The organism is Rhodoblastus acidophilus, from assembly GCF_009720655.1.
GTDB lineage: Bacteria > Pseudomonadota > Alphaproteobacteria > Rhizobiales > Beijerinckiaceae > Rhodoblastus > Rhodoblastus acidophilus_A.
This window is the reverse complement of sequence record NZ_WNKS01000009.1, coordinates 41,328-58,643: the sequence shown is the minus strand read 5'-3', so window position 1 is coordinate 58,643 and position 17,316 is coordinate 41,328. Positions and strand designations below refer to the sequence as shown.

Here is a 17,316-nt window from a genome sequence, read left to right as displayed (position 1 = left end):
GAGGGAAAAATCATCGTTTTGATCGAACAGGGAATGATTGCGCGAAAGCGAAGAAGAGAAAGACATCAAGGCCTCGATCTGGTCGCGTCCAACGGCCGGGATTAGCCACGTGGGCGCAACCTGCACGCGAGACCTTAAGGCGACGCTGAATGACTGGCCGGCATTCTCGTCAAGGTGTAAACTATTTCTTAAAATTTTGGGGAGCGCGCCGATGAACAACCAGTCGCCCGCATCGATCCTTGAGCGCCAGAGTCGCGCGTTCCTGCGCGATGGACCGCCCGACCTCACGCAGCGCCGCGCAACGCTGAAACGTCTCGCCCATGCGGTGAAGGCGAACGCCGACGACCTGGCCGAAGCCGTTCGCGCCGATTTCGGCCACAGGTCGCGCCATGAAACCCTGATGGCGGAGATTTTCCCCGTCATCGCCGCCGTGCGTCACGCGCGCTTCCATTTGTGGCGCTGGATGCGCCCCCGGCTAGTTTGGCCAGGCCTCGAACTGGCGCCGAGCCGCGGCCGCATCGTTCAGCAACCGCTTGGCGTCGTCGGCGTCGTCAGCCCCTGGAATTACCCGGTGCAACTGGCGCTTGCGCCGCTGGTGGCGGCGCTCGCCGCCGGCAACCGCGTGATGATCAAGCCATCCGAACTGACCCCGCGCACGGCGGAAGCTCTTGCGGACATGCTCGGCGGCCTATTCCCCGAGGAGGACGTCGCCGTCGTCCAGGGCGGACCGGAGGTCGGGGCCGCCTTCTGCCGCCTGCCCTTCGACCACCTGCTGTTCACCGGCTCGACGCCGGTCGGCCGCAAGGTTTTGGCCGCGACCGCCGAAAACTTGACGCCGACGACGCTTGAACTCGGGGGCAAATCGCCTTGCGTGATCGCGCCGGCCGCCGATCTCGCCGAGGCCGCCGCCAGCATCGCCGCGGGCAAGCTGATGAACGCGGGCCAGACCTGCATCGCGCCGGACTATGTTTTGCTGCCCGCCGGGTCCAGCCAACAATTTGTTCAGCACTTTGTCGGGGCGGTGACAAAACTCTACCCGACTCTGCTCGACAATGCCGACTATACGTCGGTTATCAACGGCCAGCATTACGCGCGTCTCGCGCAGTTGATCGAAGAGGCGAAGCAAGGCGGGGCGAAAATCGTCGCCATCGACCCGGCGAACGAAAATCCGCCGCCGCAAAGCCGCAAGCTGCCGCCGACGCTGATCGTCGATCCCGGCGAAAATCTGGCGGTCATGCGCGAGGAAATTTTTGGTCCGGTTCTGCCGGTTGTCGGTTACGAGACTTTTGAAGCGGCGCTGGATTTCGTCAACGCCCGGCCTCGGCCTTTGGCCCTCTACTATTTCGGGCCGGAAGACCAGAACCTGCAAAAGCTGCTGGCGCGCACCCATTCCGGCGGCGTCACCGTCAACGAGACCCTCAGCCATTTCATCGCCGAAAACCTGCCCTTCGGCGGCATCGGCCCGTCGGGCATGGGCGCCTATCACGGCGAGGCCGGTTTCCGCGCTTTCTCTCATGCAAAGCCGGTCTTGCTGCAAAGCCGCCTCAACAGCCGTATCCTGCTGCATCCGCCTTATGGCAAGGTCACCGAGGCAATTCTGCGCTTCCTGCTGCGGGGTTGAACGGCTTTCTCAAATCGACTAGCCAGTCATAAATCAAGCGCGCCCCATGCGGGCGGGCGCGCCGGGATGTGCGTCACCCATGTGGATCGTCAGAATAGCGCTTCAGCGCCCTTACACCTTCATCGTCATGGCGCTGACGATCCTGCTCGCCACCCCCTACATGCTGCTGACGATGGCGGTGGACATCCTGCCGGACATCAACATCCCCGTCATCAGCGTGATCTGGAACTACACCGGCTTCTCCGCGCAGGAGATGGGCAACCGCATCACCGGCCCGGCCGAACGCATTTTGACGACCACGGTCAACGACATCGAACACGTGGAGTCCCAGTCGTACAACGGCGTGTCCGTCATAAAGATCTTCTTCCAGCCCGGCGCGAATATCGGCACGGCCATCGCGCAGACGCTGGCGAGCGAGCAGGTGATGGTGCGCCTCCTGCCGGTCGGCACGCAGCCGCCGCTGATCATCACCTATTCCGCCTCCGCCATTCCGGTGACGCAACTGGCCCTATCCAGCGCGACGCTGCCGGAGCAGGCGGTGTTCGACAACTCCACCAACGTTCTGCGCCCGCAACTGATCACCATTCCCGGCGTCGCCAGTCCGTGGCCGTTCGGCGGCAAGCAGCGCCTCATCGCCGTCGATCTCGACAACGCCGCCTTGCTCGCCAAGGGTTTGACGCCGGCCGATGTCGTCAACGCCGTCAGCGCGCAAAACCTGATCCTGCCCTCGGGCACGGCGAAAATGGGCCCCACCGAATTCATCGTCGGCATGAACGGCTCGCCAACCACGGTGGAGGGGCTCAACAACCTGCCGGTGCGCACAACGAACGGCGCCGTCACGCTTTTGCGCGAGGTCGCCCATGTGCGCGACGGTTTCTCGCCGCAAACCAACATCGTGCGGCTCGACGGCGTGCGCGGCGTCTTGCAGTCGGTGCTCAAGAACGGCTCCGTCTCGACGCTCGCCATCGTCGACAATCTCAAGACCACGCTGGAGCGCGCGCAAAAACTGCTGCCGCCGGACATCACGATGCGCGCCCTGTTCGACCAGTCGGTCTATGTGCGCGCCGCCATCTCCGGCGTGGTCAAGGAAGCGGCGATCGCCGCCGGCCTCACCGCCGCGCTGATCCTGCTGTTCCTAGGCAATTGGCGGGCGACCATCATCATCGCCATCTCGATCCCGCTGTCGATTCTGGCCTCGCTGCTGGCGCTCGACGCATTGGGCCAAACCATCAACATCATGACGCTCGGCGGACTGGCGCTGGCGGTCGGCATTCTGGTGGACGACGCGACGGTGACCATCGAGAACATCGAGCGCCACCTGCACATGGGCAAGGGGCTCTACGACGCGGTCTACGAGGGCGCGGGCGAAATCGCGCTTCCCGCGCTGGTCTCGACCCTGTGCATCTGCATCGTGTTCACGCCGATGTTCTTTCTCACCGGCGTCGCCAAATTTTTGTTTGTGCCGCTGGCGGAGGCCGTGGTCTTCGCCATGCTCGCCTCCTACATCCTTTCGCGCACGCTGGTGCCAACCCTCGCGCTGCTTCTGCTGCGCGCGCCCGGCGCCGAGCACGGCCAAAGCCGCAATTTTTTCTCGCGGGCGCAAAAAAAATTCGAGATCTTCTTCGAAAAAGTCCGCGCCTTCTACGTCGTGCTGCTCAGCGTGCTGCTCACCCGCCGAAAACTGATCGGGGGCGCGTTCATCCTGTTCTGGGCGGCGTCGCTCGGCCTGTTTTTCACGCTCGGCCAGGATTTCTTTCCGGCGGTGGACTCGCCCGCCATCCGCCTACACATGCGCGCCCCCACGGGCACGCGCATCGAGGAGACCGCGCGCATCGCCGATCAGGTCGACGCCTTCATCCGCACCAAAATCCCGCCGGACGAACTCGATTCCATCCTCGACAACATCGGCCTGCCCTATTCCGGCATCAACCTGTCCTACAGCAACGCCGGAACCATCGGCACGCTCGACGCCGAAATCATGATCGCGCTGAAAGGCGATCACCGCCCGTCGAGCGAATATGTGAAGGCGCTGCGCAAAACCCTGCCGGAACAATTCCCCGGCGTGGAATTCTTCTTCCAGCCCGCCGACATCGTCAGCCAGATTCTCAACTTTGGCCAACCCGCGGCCATCGACGTGCAAATCCTCGGCGCCGACCTGCGCCAGAGTTTTGGGCGGGCCGCGGAGATCGCCCAGCAAATCAGAAAAATTCCCGGCGCCGTCGACGTGCATATCCTGCAAAGGCTCGACGCGCCGAGCCTGCGGCTCGACATGGACCGCGTGCGCATGCAGCAGGTCAACCTCAACGCCAACAGCCTTGTGCAGAACGTGCTGATTTCGCTGTCGGGCAGCAACCAGACCACGCCCACGTTCTGGCTCGATCCGCGCAACGCCATCACCTACAATGTCACCGCGCAGACGCCGCAATACCGCATGACCAGCGTCGACGACCTCTTGGCGACGCCGGTCTCGGCGGGGGCGTCGGCGGGCGCCGCGCCGCAATTGTTGGGGAATCTCGCCACGGTCCGCCCCGGCGCCGAAGTCGCGCTGATGTCGCGCTACAATCTGCGACCCGCCATCGACATCTATGTCAGCGTCGAGGGCCGCGATCTCGGCGCCGTCAGCGCGGAGGTCGAAAAGATCGTCGCTCAGGCGCGCGCAAATCTGCCGCGCGGCTACGACATCGCCCTGCGCGGACAAGCGCCGACGATGAAAAGCTCCTACATCGGGCTCGGGATCGGCGTGCTCGTCGCCATCGTGCTGGTCTATCTGCTGATTGTCGTCAACTTCCAGTCGCTGCTTGACCCCTTGATCATCATCAGCGCCCTGCCCGCCGCGCTCGCGGGCATCGCCTGGATGCTGTTCATCACGGGCACGCCGCTGTCCGTCCCCGCCCTCACCGGCGCGATCATGACCACCGGCGTCGCCACCGCGAACTCCATCCTCCTCGTCTCCTTCGCGCGCGAAAAACTGGCGCAAGGGCTTTCCCCGCTGTCGGCGGCGCTCGAAGCCGGCGCGACCCGCATCCGCCCGGTGCTGATGACCGCTTTCGCCATGATCGTCGGCATGATCCCGATGGCGCTGGGCCTGGGCGAAGGCGCCGAGCAGAACGCGCCGCTGGGCCGCGCCGTCATCGGCGGTCTGATTTTCGCCACCTTCTCGACTTTGCTGTTCGTGCCGCTGGTGTTCGCCGGCGCCCATTCCTTCGGCCGCAGGACTCACGCGTGACCAAGAAGACCCACCAGTCCATGGGGCTGCAAAACCCCGACGGCCAGATGCATCTGCCAAAACGAGGCGGCGTGGCGCGGACCGCCAAAATTTTCGCCCTGATTTTTCTGATCGTGCTGGCGATTGGCGCGGGGCGCGTCCTGCTCGGGCGCGGCGCGGCGCAAGCGGCGCTGGAAGAGCAGTCGGCGCAAGGCCAGAAGATTTTTGTCAAAACCATCAGCCCCGCGCCGAGCAAGAGCAGCAACGCGCTCACCCTGCCGGCGACCCTGCGCGGCGACAACGAGACCGCCATCTACGCCCGCGTCACCGGCTATGTGCGCGCCTTCGCCGTCGATATCGGCGCCAAGGTCAAAAAGGGGCAGGTGCTGGCGGAACTGGACACGCCGGAGCTCGACCAGCAGGTCGCCCAGGCCCGGGCGCAACTCGAACAGGCCAAGGCCAATGTCGCCCTGGCGGAGGCGGCGCTCAAACGCTGGAAAACGCTGTTCACGCAGAATTCGGTCGCCAAGCAGGACCTCGACGTCAAGCAGAACGCCTATGACACCTCCGTGGCGCTGCAAACCTCCGCCGAGGCCTATCTCAAGCAATTGCAGGAAACCACCGCGTTCAAGCACGTGCAGGCGCCCTTCGACGGCGTCATCACCCAGCGCAACGTCGACCTTGGCAATCTGATCACGGCGGGCAGCACCGGCTCCGCCCTGTTCTCCATGGCGCGCCCGGACCCGCTGCGCGTTCGTATTGACGCGCCCCAGGCCTATGCGGGCGGCATCAAGGTCGGCGACAAGGTCAAGGTGACCCAGCCGGAACTGCCGGGCAAGAGCTTCGCCGCCGAAGTCACGCGCATCGCCGGCGCGATCAATGTCGCGACGCGCTCGCAAACCATCGAACTGGCCCTGCCCAATCCGGACGGCGAACTGACGCCGGGCGCCTATGTGCAGGTGTCGCTGCCGATGCCGCCCAAGGGCCCGCTGTCGATCCCGGCGAACACGCTGCTGTTCCGCTCGGAAGGCCCGGTGGTGGTCGTGGTGGATGCGGAGGGCAAGGCGCATCTGCGCCCGATCAGCATCGTCAACGACCTCGGCGCCACGCTGGAGATCGCGGGCGGCCTGACGCCGACGGAAAAAGTGATCATCAACCCGCCGGACGCGATTGCGGAGGGGGACAAGGTCAGCGTGCAGTAGGCAGGGGACGGGATCGAATGACGCTCAAGACGGCTGGAGGATTTTGAGCGGGATGAGGCGTCATACGATTTCCGAAGGATCAGTTCGAAAATCGTATCATTCGTTCCTGTCCGCGAATTTCCAGCAGGCCGTGGTCAAAAGTGAAAACGCGGTAAGCACAAGATTTTGTTCACTATATGTTTCACGTGAAACGAGTCAAGGGCGTCACCCTGCCGTAAACTCTTGTATGAAAAGAGAATTTTATCGACATCCCCTGGCCCGCCGCCAAACATCCGCCGTGTGGGACCACAGGATCTCGTACACAACCGAAGAGTTGCATGCGCAAAAATCGCACGATTTTTGCGGAAATTCGCACGAAATTCGCAGAAAATTCACATGTTCAAGGGTGTTCTGAACGGACAAGCTACAACCCTGCGTAGAAATTTTCAAAAACCGCCGCCCGCTGCCGGCCGGCATCCCGCATCGCTCATCCAACCATGGTAGGCGTCCATGCAAGACCTGATAAAATGGCTGTACAGCCGTTGGGTGTCCGCCGCCGGGTTCATGGCGGCGACGCTCCTCGCCGTTCTGCCGCTGCTCTCTGCGGCCTATGCGCTGCCGCTTGTGCTGCTGTTTCTGCACAGCCCCGGCTATATGGTCCACCAGGTCGAGGAGCATACGGGAGATCGCTTCCGCACGTTCGTCAACCAGCGGGTCTTCGGCGGCCGCAACGCGCTCAGCGTCACCGCGGTTCTCGTGATCAACCTTCCGGTCGTCTGGGGTCTCAATCTGGCCGCGCTCTATGCGGCATGGCTCTGGGGCGCCGGCTATGGGCTGGTGGCGCCCTATGCGATGCTGGTGAACGGCGTCACCCATATCGGCGCCTCCGTGCGCTTTCGCAGCTATAATCCCGGGCTGCTCACGTCGCTGTTCCTGTTCCTGCCCCTCAGCCTGGCGACGCTTTACGCCATCGGACCGGTCGGGGCGGGTTTTCATTATGCGGGCCTGGGCCTGGCGCTCCTCCTGCACCTTCTGATCATCGCCCATGTTCTCAGGCGGATCAGGCGGAAGGCGGCCGAAGCCGCCTAATCCCTGCGCGGGCGACGCGTTCAACCGCCGCCCGCCGGACAAAAAAGTCACCCCGCCGCGTTCAGCGCCTGATCGAGATCCGCCAAAATATCGTCGATGTGCTCCAGCCCGATCGACAGCCGCACATAGCCCGGCGAAACGCCGGTGGACAGTTGCGCGGCTTCATCCAGCTGCGAATGCGTGGTCGAAGCCGGATGAATGGCGAGGCTGCGGGCGTCGCCGATATTGGCGACATGATAAAACAGTTTTAGGGCGTCGATGAACTTTCGGCCCGCCTCGGCGCCCCCCGAAAGCTCAAACCCGAGCAGCGCGCCATAGCCGCCCTTCAAATATTTGTCGGCGCGGGCGCGGGGCTCGCCGGTCTGCACCGACGGGTGGATCACCTTGGTGATCTCGGGCCGCTTCGACAGCCAAGCCGCGACGGCGATCGCATTGGCGCAATGGCGCTCCATGCGCAGCGGCAGGGTTTCGAGCCCCTGCAAGGTCAGGAACGAGTTGAACGGCGAAGCGGCGGAACCCAAGTCGCGCAAAAGGGTGGTGCGCGCCTTGATGATATAGGCAACCGGACCGATCGGCTTGACGGCTTCAGTCCACACCGCGCCATGATAGGACGGGTCGGGCGTGTTGAGCGCCGGCTGGCGTTCCGCAAACTTCTCCCAGTCAAAATTGCCGCCGTCGATCAGCGCGCCGCCGATGGCCGAACCATGGCCGCCAATGAATTTGGTCGTGGAATAGACGATGATCGCGGCGCCATGGTCGAAGGGACGGCACAGGATGGGCGCGGCGGTATTGTCCATGATCAGCGGAATGCCGACCTCCCGGCCGATGGCCGCGACTTCGGCGATGGGGAACACGGCGAGTTTGGGGTTGGGCAGGGTTTCCGCATAATAGGCGCGGGTGCGGGCGTCGGTGGCGCGTTTAAAATTTTCGGGATCGGCGGGATCGACGAACCGGACCTCAATCCCCTGGTCTTTCAGCGTGTTGGCGAACAGGTTCCAAGTGCCGCCATAAAGGTCGGTCGAGGACACGATATTGTCGCCCGCCTTGGCGAGGTTTTGCACTGAAAACGCGGAAGCGGCCTGTCCCGAGGACACGACCAGCGCCGCCGCGCCGCCTTCGAGCGCGGCCAACCGCTGCTCCAGAATGTCGGTGGTGGGATTGCCGAGGCGGGTATAAATGTTTCCCAACTCCTTCAGCGCGAACAGGTTTGCGGCGTGCTCGGTGTCGCGGAACTGGTAGCTGGTGGTCTGATAGATCGGCGGCGCCACCGAGCCGGTGGCCGGATCGGCCCGCCAGCCGGCATGGAGGACGAGGGTTTCGGGATTCTTGCTGTTGACCGCCATGGCGTTCCCCTTGTTCGCGGCGCTTCACGGACGAAAACGCTGGCGCCGACGCTACGTTGCCATAGATTGTGCCGATTCGGGCGCCGACAGCGAGACTGAAATGCACGGCTCGCCTGTAATTGTGGAAGCTCGGTGCGCGGCCAGCGCCGAGCTCCAAACCGACGCTTCGGTAGTCAGGCGCCTCTATTCGTTCGTCCTGCGGCGGTTCAGCCTGTGTATCTCTTCAGGCGATTGCAAGCTGACGAAGCCAAAGAAAATTTGGGGGCCAAATCTTTCCCTTGACGCGTTCGTCAGGCAAGTCTTACCGTGGCTCTAACTTTAGGCTGACGCTATAACCAGTTCGAAGCGAATGACGACGGAATTCAATTTTTTCTGGTACGGTGGCCCGCTGACGATCCTAAACTGGGTCGGCGTCGCTTCCTTCGTTAAGTTGGGACACACGGCGCGACTATGGGCCTATGAGCCCCTCGAAGTTCCCCCAGGCGTTCTCGTCGAGGATGCAAATGAGATCATCCCGAAGGAAGAACTTTTCCTCTACATGAACCCGGTCACTCGGCGTCTCGACGTCGGACCATTTTCCGATCTCTTCCGGTTCAAGCTGTTGTGGATGCGCGGCGGCTGGTATTCAGACACCGACGTCATTTGTCTTCGACCCGAATTTCCAGTCTGCGATTATGCCTGGGCGCAGATTATTCCCGAGATCGATCCGTCGGCGCTCGCGCCAAGCCAGATCAGATTTCCCCGTCATGACCCGATGATCGAACATCTCTATAAAAACTGTCTCGAAAGCAGCAGCGCAATTCAGTCTCGAGAGCATCTGGGACCACATGTATTTTCAAAAACGCTTGCGGGCTATCCAACGCCGGCGAGCCATTGGGGCAGCGCGGACGAATTCTATCCGATCCGCTGGATCGAAACCTTCAAACTTTGGCTGCCGGAATTTCGCGACGAAGTCGAGGCGCGTGTTCGATCCGCGGCCTTCGTCTCGACCATGAACTCCATGCACGCTTACATGGACATGGCGGACAAAATGCCTCCGCGCGGCAGTTGGCTCGACGAGGCGTTCCGCAAGCTGGCCCCCGAAAAAATGGTGGCGGAGCATTACACATGCGAGGAAACGCTCCCTCGCATTCGCGCATATTTTATTGCTCAAAAGTCTTGGGCCTTTGAGGAATTGGCGCAAACCTGCGGTGTCGACATGCTCGCTCGCCTCGGACTTGAGTCCTCGGAGGCGTAGTCCAGCCATAGAAACGGGAGCCGCGCCGTAAACCTCGGCTATTCATTGTGAAAGAAAGGCGACGTGTCCCGGATATTGTTCACCCAATCCTTGAAGCGTGAGCGCGCGATCCGCTCCGCTCCCGAAGCGTAGGCGTCTACCGAAAGCGAACTTTCCTTACGGCGATATTCGCAGAGGCAGGCGGAGGCGATATAGATTGGAAAGCGAAGCGAAAGCTCGGCGAGAAATTTCTGGTCCTCGTATGTCATCGCCTCGGGGTCAAAGGGATCGATTTGGTCTATGCAGGACTTTCGCGCCATCCAGCTGTGCACGCAGGGCGCTATGCCAGCCTCCAACACATAAGTTTCGTTAAAGAAGGCCGGAGGGTCTATAATGCGGTCGTGAGGCTCCAGGCCAACGACGTCAATATACGCGTCCTGCTCGCCCTCGCCGTCCCACCACCAAATTGCGCGGCCGACCACGGCGGCCACGTCGGGATTGGCGTCTAGAATGGCCACGTCGTGCGCGAGTTTTTCAGGATGGATCGTGTCGTCTGAATCGAGAAAGACGAGGAATTCCCCCCGCGCGCGCGCCATCGCCACGTTGCGCGTCAAAGAGAGGCCTCGATTGACCCCGCCAGGATGCTGCAAGACCGTAATGCGGCCCTTCGAGCGGCTGGCGAGTTCTTCCGCAATCCGCCTCGATCCGTCTGTGGAGCCATCATCGACGACCAGGATTTCGAAGCTGTCGAAGCTTTGACGCGCGACGCTGAACAAGGTTTCCTTGATGGTCCGCTCGGCATTGTGCATCGGGATGATGACGCTGACGCGCGGCGCCTCGGGCGCATCGCTCCATGTAATTTCGTCGGGGACGGGCAGCGGCTTCATCGCTCGCGCCGTCACCACGATTGGATATTCGCTGTCGTCCACCGAAAAAAGATCTGGCGGCACATCTTCGACGGCAAGGCCCATCAGAAAGGAGGTGGCGATGGCGAGGTTGCCATGCGACGTCGTCAACAGGCGGGGGCAATCAAAATAGGGCGATAGGAGACGCTTGAGCCCCGACCTGAAGAAGGAATGATGGAAATCCAGTCCGCTGATCTGAATCGCCTGTGTAATGGCTGACGCGGTCACAAGCAACACACCGCCGGGTCGAAGGATCCGCGCGAGGCTTTTGATTGTGCTCACGACGTCCGGAACCTGTTGAATAACCTGCGTCAGGACGATGCAATCATAGGTTTCGTCCGCGATCGATGCGCAGGATTGCAGATCGTCAACAACAGTGGCCAGCTTGTTTTCAGGATCGATGTCGAGAATATCGATGTTCGCGCTTGGCCGGGCCCAGGCGCCGGAATAAAGCGGCGCCTGAATCTCGAGGACCCTGCCCCGAATATCGCCGGCATGAGTCCTGATGAACTGTTCAATGAAAGGGCGATCGAGAGGACGGCCTCGCTCTGCGCCCCACCAGCGCCCAATCGGCGCGGTTCTGAATGGCGTCTTGTCGTTTTCGCTTAGAGATCTGAATTCGTGAGCAGGAAGAGGCGAAAAAAGCGAGCGCCGCTCCGGGCTGATTTCAACCGCTAACGGAGCGGAACGAGCCCTGCTCCGGCGCATATGGCCGTTGACTTCATCGAGCTTCCTGAGGCGAGCGACGAAATCGCCGATGTCATGAACACCCGGATCGAGCCGAGGCAACTCGTAAAGATCGCGAAAAGATAATGCGGATTCGGCGCCATGGCAGACAGTCACTGCGCCAATATAGCCCGCGTCGCGCGCCGCCTGCCGCGACTCGCGTTCACATAGGCCGTAAGGGTAGGAAAAGAACGCGGGCGGCCGCCCAAACCGCTCGGTCAAAAAGCGGTGCGAGCCGTCAAACTCGTCCTGCAATTCGTTCGGGGTCAGAGACGTCAGCGGACGGTCCGCCACCCCCTGGGAGCCAAAGTCGAACGGCCAGCGCGCAAATTTTGGCAGTTCCCGTTCGTTCGCCGGCCGCGCCAAATTTTTGAGAGTTGCGCCAACGCCTTTTGCCAGAGTCTCGACGAGACAATAGGCTTCGTCGACGGAGAGTTGCCGCATGCGACCGGTCAGGGATTTCAAGCCGTCAGGTCCGGAATTCGGCGCGATGTCCGGAAAGCGCGCGCGAATGTCCGGTTGCACCGCCAGAAGTTTCGCCACCTTCGGCCACAAGCTCGCAAGAGCGTCCCACCAGTAATAGGGCCGCCCGACCAGACCGGCAGGCACGAAGACCGTCGCAGGGGCGCGATATTTGCGCAAGATGTCCGCTGCGGCGCCGAGATTGTTGGAGAAGGCTCCATCGAAGGTGATCGCCGCCATTCCTTCCATGCGCGCCCGACTGGAAAGCGCGCCAATGAATTCAGTCAGCGGCGCGACCCGATAATTCGAGGTCAGGAAGTCGATATGACGATCGAAGTCGTCAGGCGCGATGCCGTCGCTGTTTGCCCCTCCCTGCTCGGTCGTTTGAACCGAGCGGTAAACTAAAATGACCGGGACACGTCGATGCTCGAGCATCTGCTCACCTTTCAACTCGATCGCCTTTCAGTGGACTAACTCAGCAAATTGTCTCGGCAGCGAAAGCGATATAACCAAACGGAATGTTAACTCTCAGTAGCGCAACTGTTATTCAGTAGTAGTTCTAGGCGAATTCTTGTAAAACACATTGCGATCGAACATTCTTGAGTTCGGCAATATTCCTTACGTCCTGCGGGACGGCATCCACGACCAACTCACCGTTTCCCCAAAGTTTTTGCGCTTCTATATTGACGTATGAAGTCTGGTCGCCGTCGAGCGTGCAGCGGCTCAGCAATCCGCGCAATTCAGACTTCAGGAAGGCGCCGTAGCCTTCAATCCAGGCTGGCGGATGACATTCGAGAAAAAGCGCCTTCACGAGCGAGGCGTGGCGGAAAAAATCAACGACATGCGCGAAATTCCCGCCGAGCGAGCCGGTCGATTTCGGATAACGTCGATAGAGATAGACGACGTCGGCGATCACCGATGTTCGGCGTGATTTCGTCAACACCTTGGCCATGAAGACTGGATCCTCGCCGTATTGCAAAGCGGGGTAGCGGATCGAGCCATCGTGAAGAAGATCGCTAGCGAGAAGGTAACTCGGATGCCAATAGGGGATCCATAACTCGCGATCGTCAAAAAAAGTCGTACTCACGCGATCGCGCGTCGCAATGACGAATTCAATTTTGCCTGGATCGGGATCGGCAAAACACGTTAAAGCGCCACGAACCAAGTCTGCGCCGCTGGCGACCGCGCGCGAGAGCAACACCTGGGTGGAGTCGCGCGGCAGCAAATCATCCGCATCGACGACGCGCAAGAAACGGCCCCTGGCCGCGTCGAGGCCACGATTGCGGGATGGGCCGGCGCCCAGGTTGTCTGGATTCGATAGAACGCGCACGCGGGGGTCTCGATCTGCCGCCTCCTGAAGTATCTTAGCGGAATCGTCCGTGGATGCGTCATCGACGCAGATGACCTCTATCGTCTCGAGCGATTGCCCAAGCACAGAATCCAGGCACTCCTCCAAATAGGGCGCTGCGTTGAAGACAGGAATGATGATCGAGACGTCAGGTCTATCAGAGTTGCGCTCACGCTGGCTGGCGCCTTTAGGTTGCTGTTGCGCGTTGGCCGCCACGGACGCGAACCGCGCTGATCGGGCGGCGATGAAGGCGCCGGCATTGATCTCTTCGACCTTTCGCATTCTAACGGCAAGATTGCCGGCATCCTCGAAGCCGCCGTCGATCCTCGGCAAATCGAACAGGTCGCCATAATTCAGAATGGGTGCGTCACTGGACATGACGTTCACGGCGCCGGCATAACCGGCATCACGGACAGCGTTACGAACATCGCGGTCTGAAAGGCCGAACGGATAACAGAAAGTGGCAGGTGGCCGCCCAATGCGGTCCTGCAAGAAGCGTCGTGACGAGCGAGCCTCCTCATGCATATCGTCCATCGTCAATGACGACAGAACCCTGTGCGAAACCCCATGCGAGCCGAGATCAAATGGCCAACGGCCGAATTGCGGCAGTTCACTTTCTGTCGCGGGACGCGGCAGGTTCTCGAGCGAAACGCCGAGCCGCGCCGCGAACTCTTCGGTAAATTGATAAGCCAAGTCCATCGGCACCCGGCGAAGGCGGTCCCAGACAGCGGTTTGAAATTGGGCGCTGCTGCTGGCCGCCTGGGGCGCGATGTCGGGAAACCGCGTCCTGATCGCCTGTTCGGCTTCCGCCAGTCGCTCCGGCGCGGCCGACCAGAGCCGAGGCAGCGCGTCCCACCAGAAATAGGAGCGGCCAATGTATCCGGTCGGCGCGAAAACGGTCGCCGGAGCGCTGTATTTGCGCAGAATGGGCGCCGCCGCGCTGAGATTGTCCTCAAACGCATCATCGAAGGTGATGGCGGCCATGCCCTCGGTTCGGGCGCCGCTGTTGAGCGCGTCGATGAAGTCAACCAGCGGCATGACGCGGAAATACGAGGTGAGAAAATCGATTTGGCTTTCGAATTTTTCAGGCGTGATTTCGATGCCGTAGGGCCCGCCGTCGACGCTATCGCGGACCGAATGATACATCAGAATAACCGGAGTGCGGTAATGCTCATTCATCGTTGCAGCCTCGGCTTTCCCGGCGCGTTGAAATCACAAGTCGTAAGGCCGCGAGGCGTCGTCGGCGGCCATATATTCCGCGAACGCGAGCGAGGGCAGACGGTCGAATCCTTTCACCGCTTCGACCAGGGAGTTCGCTGTCTTCTGGCGAATGAAATGAACCGTGTTGGGCGCGACAACGTGGCGAAAACCGCGTCCAATCATTTCTGCATACCAACTCCAATCCTCGATGCCCAAACCGGGCTCTGTTTGCACCTTCGGGTAGGGAAATTCCTTCAACGCCTGACGGCGCACGCCGCACAAGGAGATCCAGAAATTGCGCGCGACGAGGGCGCGAGGGTCGAAAAAAGGGTCGCGCCAGTCGGTATGGACCAGAATTTTCGGCTCCTTGCCAAAGAACTGGGCGAACTGCGGATGGAGTATGGTTCGTTCGGGCGCGTCCAAATGTACGGCCCAAGCGGCGCCCACCCAGTTCCGCGACCAAAGATCGTCGCCGTCCAAAAAAAGCACCAGCTCCCCACGCGCGGCGGCGACGCCCTCGTTGCGCGCGGCGCCGAGATCGCCGTAATCCGTTCTCAATGTCGCGGTGACTCGATCGCCATAAGCGTCGAGGATCGCGAGGGTGGAATTGTTGGGCCGGTCGGCTACGACGATGACTTCGCAATCACACCCGAAGCCGCTTGCGTGGATCGAGCGAAGGGCGCTTTCGAGCGCCGGACGCAACAGGCCGCCTTCATAACGGCAATTGACAATCGCGCTGACTTTCATGGCTCAGGCAAGCTCCCGCTTCCCGGTTCAGAACTGCCCGGATCGGCTTTCGGACCCGCAACGCCTATCGCTGCTGGATGGTACAATCGCGTCGGGGAGCCGAACGAATCTCGACCGCGTTCGCCTGCGGTCCTTGGCGCTTGCAGGTCATCACCGTCATCGATCAGCGCATGGAATTCAGCAAAATTGGTGGTCACAAATTCCGAAAGCCACGCCGAATCGTGAGGGTCCAACGCAACGCCGCTCGCGAACAGAGTCACTTTCGAACAGACCGCAAGCAGCCTTGTTCCATAATTCCGTAGCAGTTCGACTCCGAACCGATCGGCGTGCACCACGAGCTGAACGGGCATTGAGGCCACCAAGGCTTTGGCAATAAAGGCCGCAGCGTTCTCCTTCGGTGGACGATAATCGATGACGCGCAGGCAACGCCGAAATTTGTGCCAATAGCGAATATTTGGGTTGCTGACGGACATCAGCGTAAGCCACGGACGGCCGCTCGAAACGAGCGGCGTCGAGGATTCAAGAAGCCGCGACACGAGTTCGTCCCGAAGAATTTCATCCGAGACGACGAGGCAATTGCAGCGCGCGCACGCCCCGACGACGGCAATCAGTGAAAGCTCATAAGCGCCAGGCGGCAGCGAGTGGCTGTGAAGCCGGCTGTGTCCGAGCGTGTCCTTCGTGAGAGCCGGCTCAATTTCGGACGTCTCTTCAATGCTTGCGCTCAGGACGCCATCCGCGTTCACGACACAGTGCCAGTATCGCACGCCAGCGGCGTCGCGCACCGACTGGACGGCCTCGAATCCCGAGCGCCGCGATGGGCGCACCTTCAACATGGCGCCCTGTCTCCACGGGCGCGCGCCCCTGGCGGCGCCGAGCTTCAGAAAATGCTCCAGCAGCGAACCCTTATAGGCGGCGTTAACATCAGTTGAGATTCGGTAATCGTCCGGATTAAAGTAGATGTTTGGACCATGACGATGAGAAAAATCGCTGAGATATTCAGTGTAGGGATTGATCCGGCGCCTGTCGCCTGCGCTCTCGCGGCTCTGTATCGCGTAATGCGAGGGATCGAACAATGGATGCGGCGCCGCATCCAGGCGCCAGCCGGAACGAAGATAATGCTGAAGCGGCGCCTTTATGTGCTGTCCGTCGCCACAGGATTCGATGTAGCAGTCGGCGTCGAAAAGTGCGTAACCGGACGCAAGGTTGGGACTTTCCAGGGCGACAGCGAGGTGTTGATTGAACGCGGCCCGGCCGTCGCCAGGCGTTACCCCATGTAGTTTGTATTCCTCATAACGGAAAAATGGGTGTGTCGGGCGTCGCTCTTTCCAGCCGGCTACAATGTAGTGCCAGAAAGGATCAATCGCGGCGCCCTCGGCGCCAAAGTTGAAGTTGCGGTAATAATTCTTGGAAAAGAGCGGGTGAGGATCGATATTGGCGTGGCGACTGTCCGCCAGATACTCAAAAATCGAAATGAACCCACCGTGCTCAACTTGGCTGCGGACATATTCGGCATCAAATAACGGGTAGGGAGTAAGGCCCCGTGCAACGCCCTCCTCCACGTAATGTCTCAAAGGGCTGACGCCGGGAGGGATTCCTTCGGCGAGTTGGCTCTCATAATGAGCGGCGTCGAACGACGGCAGGAGTTCGGGCGCGGCGCTTTCCCCCGCGCCCACATAATGAGCTAAAGCGTTGGCGCGAGACTCGAATGGTTGACCCGTCGCGGCGCAATAAGAGTGGATATCAATGCAGAAAGCGTATTTTTTCACAAAATCAATAACGAAATCGGATGAACAATTTGACATGACCTGCCCATATGGCGCCTTCGGATAAATCCGTTACAACAAATAGCATTCAAGGACATGGTTCGCAACGCAGAGATTCAAGGCATGGCGGCGCGATCGATGGCCAAGGTCTCTACGGCGGAAGCCGCTTGCCATCATTCATCTTCCTGTGCCACAAATACCGCTCGGGGAGGTTGCTTATCCATGACGTCAGAATTTTTATTCAATCTTCTGTTCATTTGGAGGTCCTGCAAACACTCAATACTCTGACAGGTCAATTTCATAGCCGTGAGTTTGGACGATCGGCGACCAACGTCACAAGCGATTTTTTGCTGCGACAAAATCCTGCCGAAGCTCGTTCGGTGCGATAACCAAGTCGTTTCTCACGACTCCACACGGTCGGCACGCATTGAACGATGGCGACGTGTCCAAGTATTTCCGCAGCTGGCCCCAAGATCATGTTCGCCAGACGCAAAGCCGCCCACTGAACAC

At 60.7% G+C, this 17,316-nt stretch carries 10 protein-coding genes; 5 read left to right on the top strand and 5 right to left on the bottom strand.

The window, feature by feature from the left end; genetic code table 11:
• Positions 1–211 precede the first annotated feature (211 nt).
• The 4 genes from GJ654_RS11565 (at position 212) to GJ654_RS11550 (ending at position 7,096) form a co-directional block, all read left to right on the top strand.
• Positions 212–1,621 (top strand): coniferyl aldehyde dehydrogenase, encoded by a 1,410-nt coding sequence (locus GJ654_RS11565; protein ID WP_155446319.1) that lies wholly within the window; start codon positions 212–214, stop codon positions 1,619–1,621.
• 79 nt (positions 1,622–1,700) lie between these two features.
• Positions 1,701–4,847 carry an efflux RND transporter permease subunit gene (locus GJ654_RS11560; protein ID WP_155446318.1) on the top strand — a complete coding sequence of 1,049 codons (3,147 nt, stop codon included), beginning with the start codon at positions 1,701–1,703 and terminating at the stop codon, positions 4,845–4,847.
• The gene (locus GJ654_RS11555; protein WP_155446317.1) at positions 4,844–6,028 is read left to right on the top strand and encodes an efflux RND transporter periplasmic adaptor subunit; all 1,185 of its coding nucleotides are present in this window, start codon (positions 4,844–4,846) and stop codon (positions 6,026–6,028) included. Before GJ654_RS11560 ends, GJ654_RS11555 begins: the two co-directional genes overlap by 4 nt.
• A 489-nt stretch (positions 6,029–6,517) precedes the next feature.
• Positions 6,518–7,096, top strand: coding sequence for an HXXEE domain-containing protein (locus tag GJ654_RS11550; RefSeq protein ID WP_155446316.1), 579 nt, complete (start codon positions 6,518–6,520; stop codon positions 7,094–7,096).
• Positions 7,097–7,143: 47 nt separating this feature from the next.
• Here GJ654_RS11550 and GJ654_RS11545 read toward each other — a convergent pair whose 3' ends face one another.
• Positions 7,144–8,439, bottom strand: coding sequence for an O-acetylhomoserine aminocarboxypropyltransferase/cysteine synthase family protein (locus tag GJ654_RS11545; protein ID WP_155446315.1), 1,296 nt, complete (start codon positions 8,437–8,439; stop codon positions 7,144–7,146).
• Positions 8,440–8,788: 349 nt separating this feature from the next.
• Here GJ654_RS11545 and GJ654_RS11540 point away from each other — a divergent pair, with 349 nt between their 5' ends.
• Positions 8,789–9,676, top strand: a complete 888-nt coding sequence (locus GJ654_RS11540; RefSeq protein ID WP_155446314.1) for a glycosyltransferase — start codon at positions 8,789–8,791, stop codon at positions 9,674–9,676.
• 38 nt (positions 9,677–9,714) lie between these two features.
• On the opposite strand, the gene GJ654_RS11535 is transcribed toward GJ654_RS11540, so the two are convergent.
• The 4 genes from GJ654_RS11535 to GJ654_RS11520 form a co-directional block, all read right to left on the bottom strand.
• Positions 9,715–12,198: a glycosyltransferase gene (locus GJ654_RS11535; RefSeq protein WP_155446313.1), complete on the bottom strand. Its 2,484-nt coding sequence runs from the start codon at positions 12,196–12,198 to the stop codon at positions 9,715–9,717.
• Between the two features lie 109 nt (positions 12,199–12,307).
• The gene (locus tag GJ654_RS11530; RefSeq protein WP_155446312.1) at positions 12,308–14,275 is read right to left on the bottom strand and encodes a glycosyltransferase; all 1,968 of its coding nucleotides are present in this window, start codon (positions 14,273–14,275) and stop codon (positions 12,308–12,310) included.
• A 33-nt stretch (positions 14,276–14,308) separates the two neighbouring features.
• Positions 14,309–15,043, bottom strand: coding sequence for a glycosyltransferase family 2 protein (locus tag GJ654_RS11525; protein ID WP_155446311.1), 735 nt, complete (start codon positions 15,041–15,043; stop codon positions 14,309–14,311).
• Positions 15,040–16,845 carry a hypothetical protein gene (locus tag GJ654_RS11520; RefSeq protein WP_155446310.1) on the bottom strand — a complete coding sequence of 602 codons (1,806 nt, stop codon included), beginning with the start codon at positions 16,843–16,845 and terminating at the stop codon, positions 15,040–15,042. Before GJ654_RS11520 ends, GJ654_RS11525 begins: the two co-directional genes overlap by 4 nt.
• Positions 16,846–17,316 lie beyond the last annotated feature (471 nt).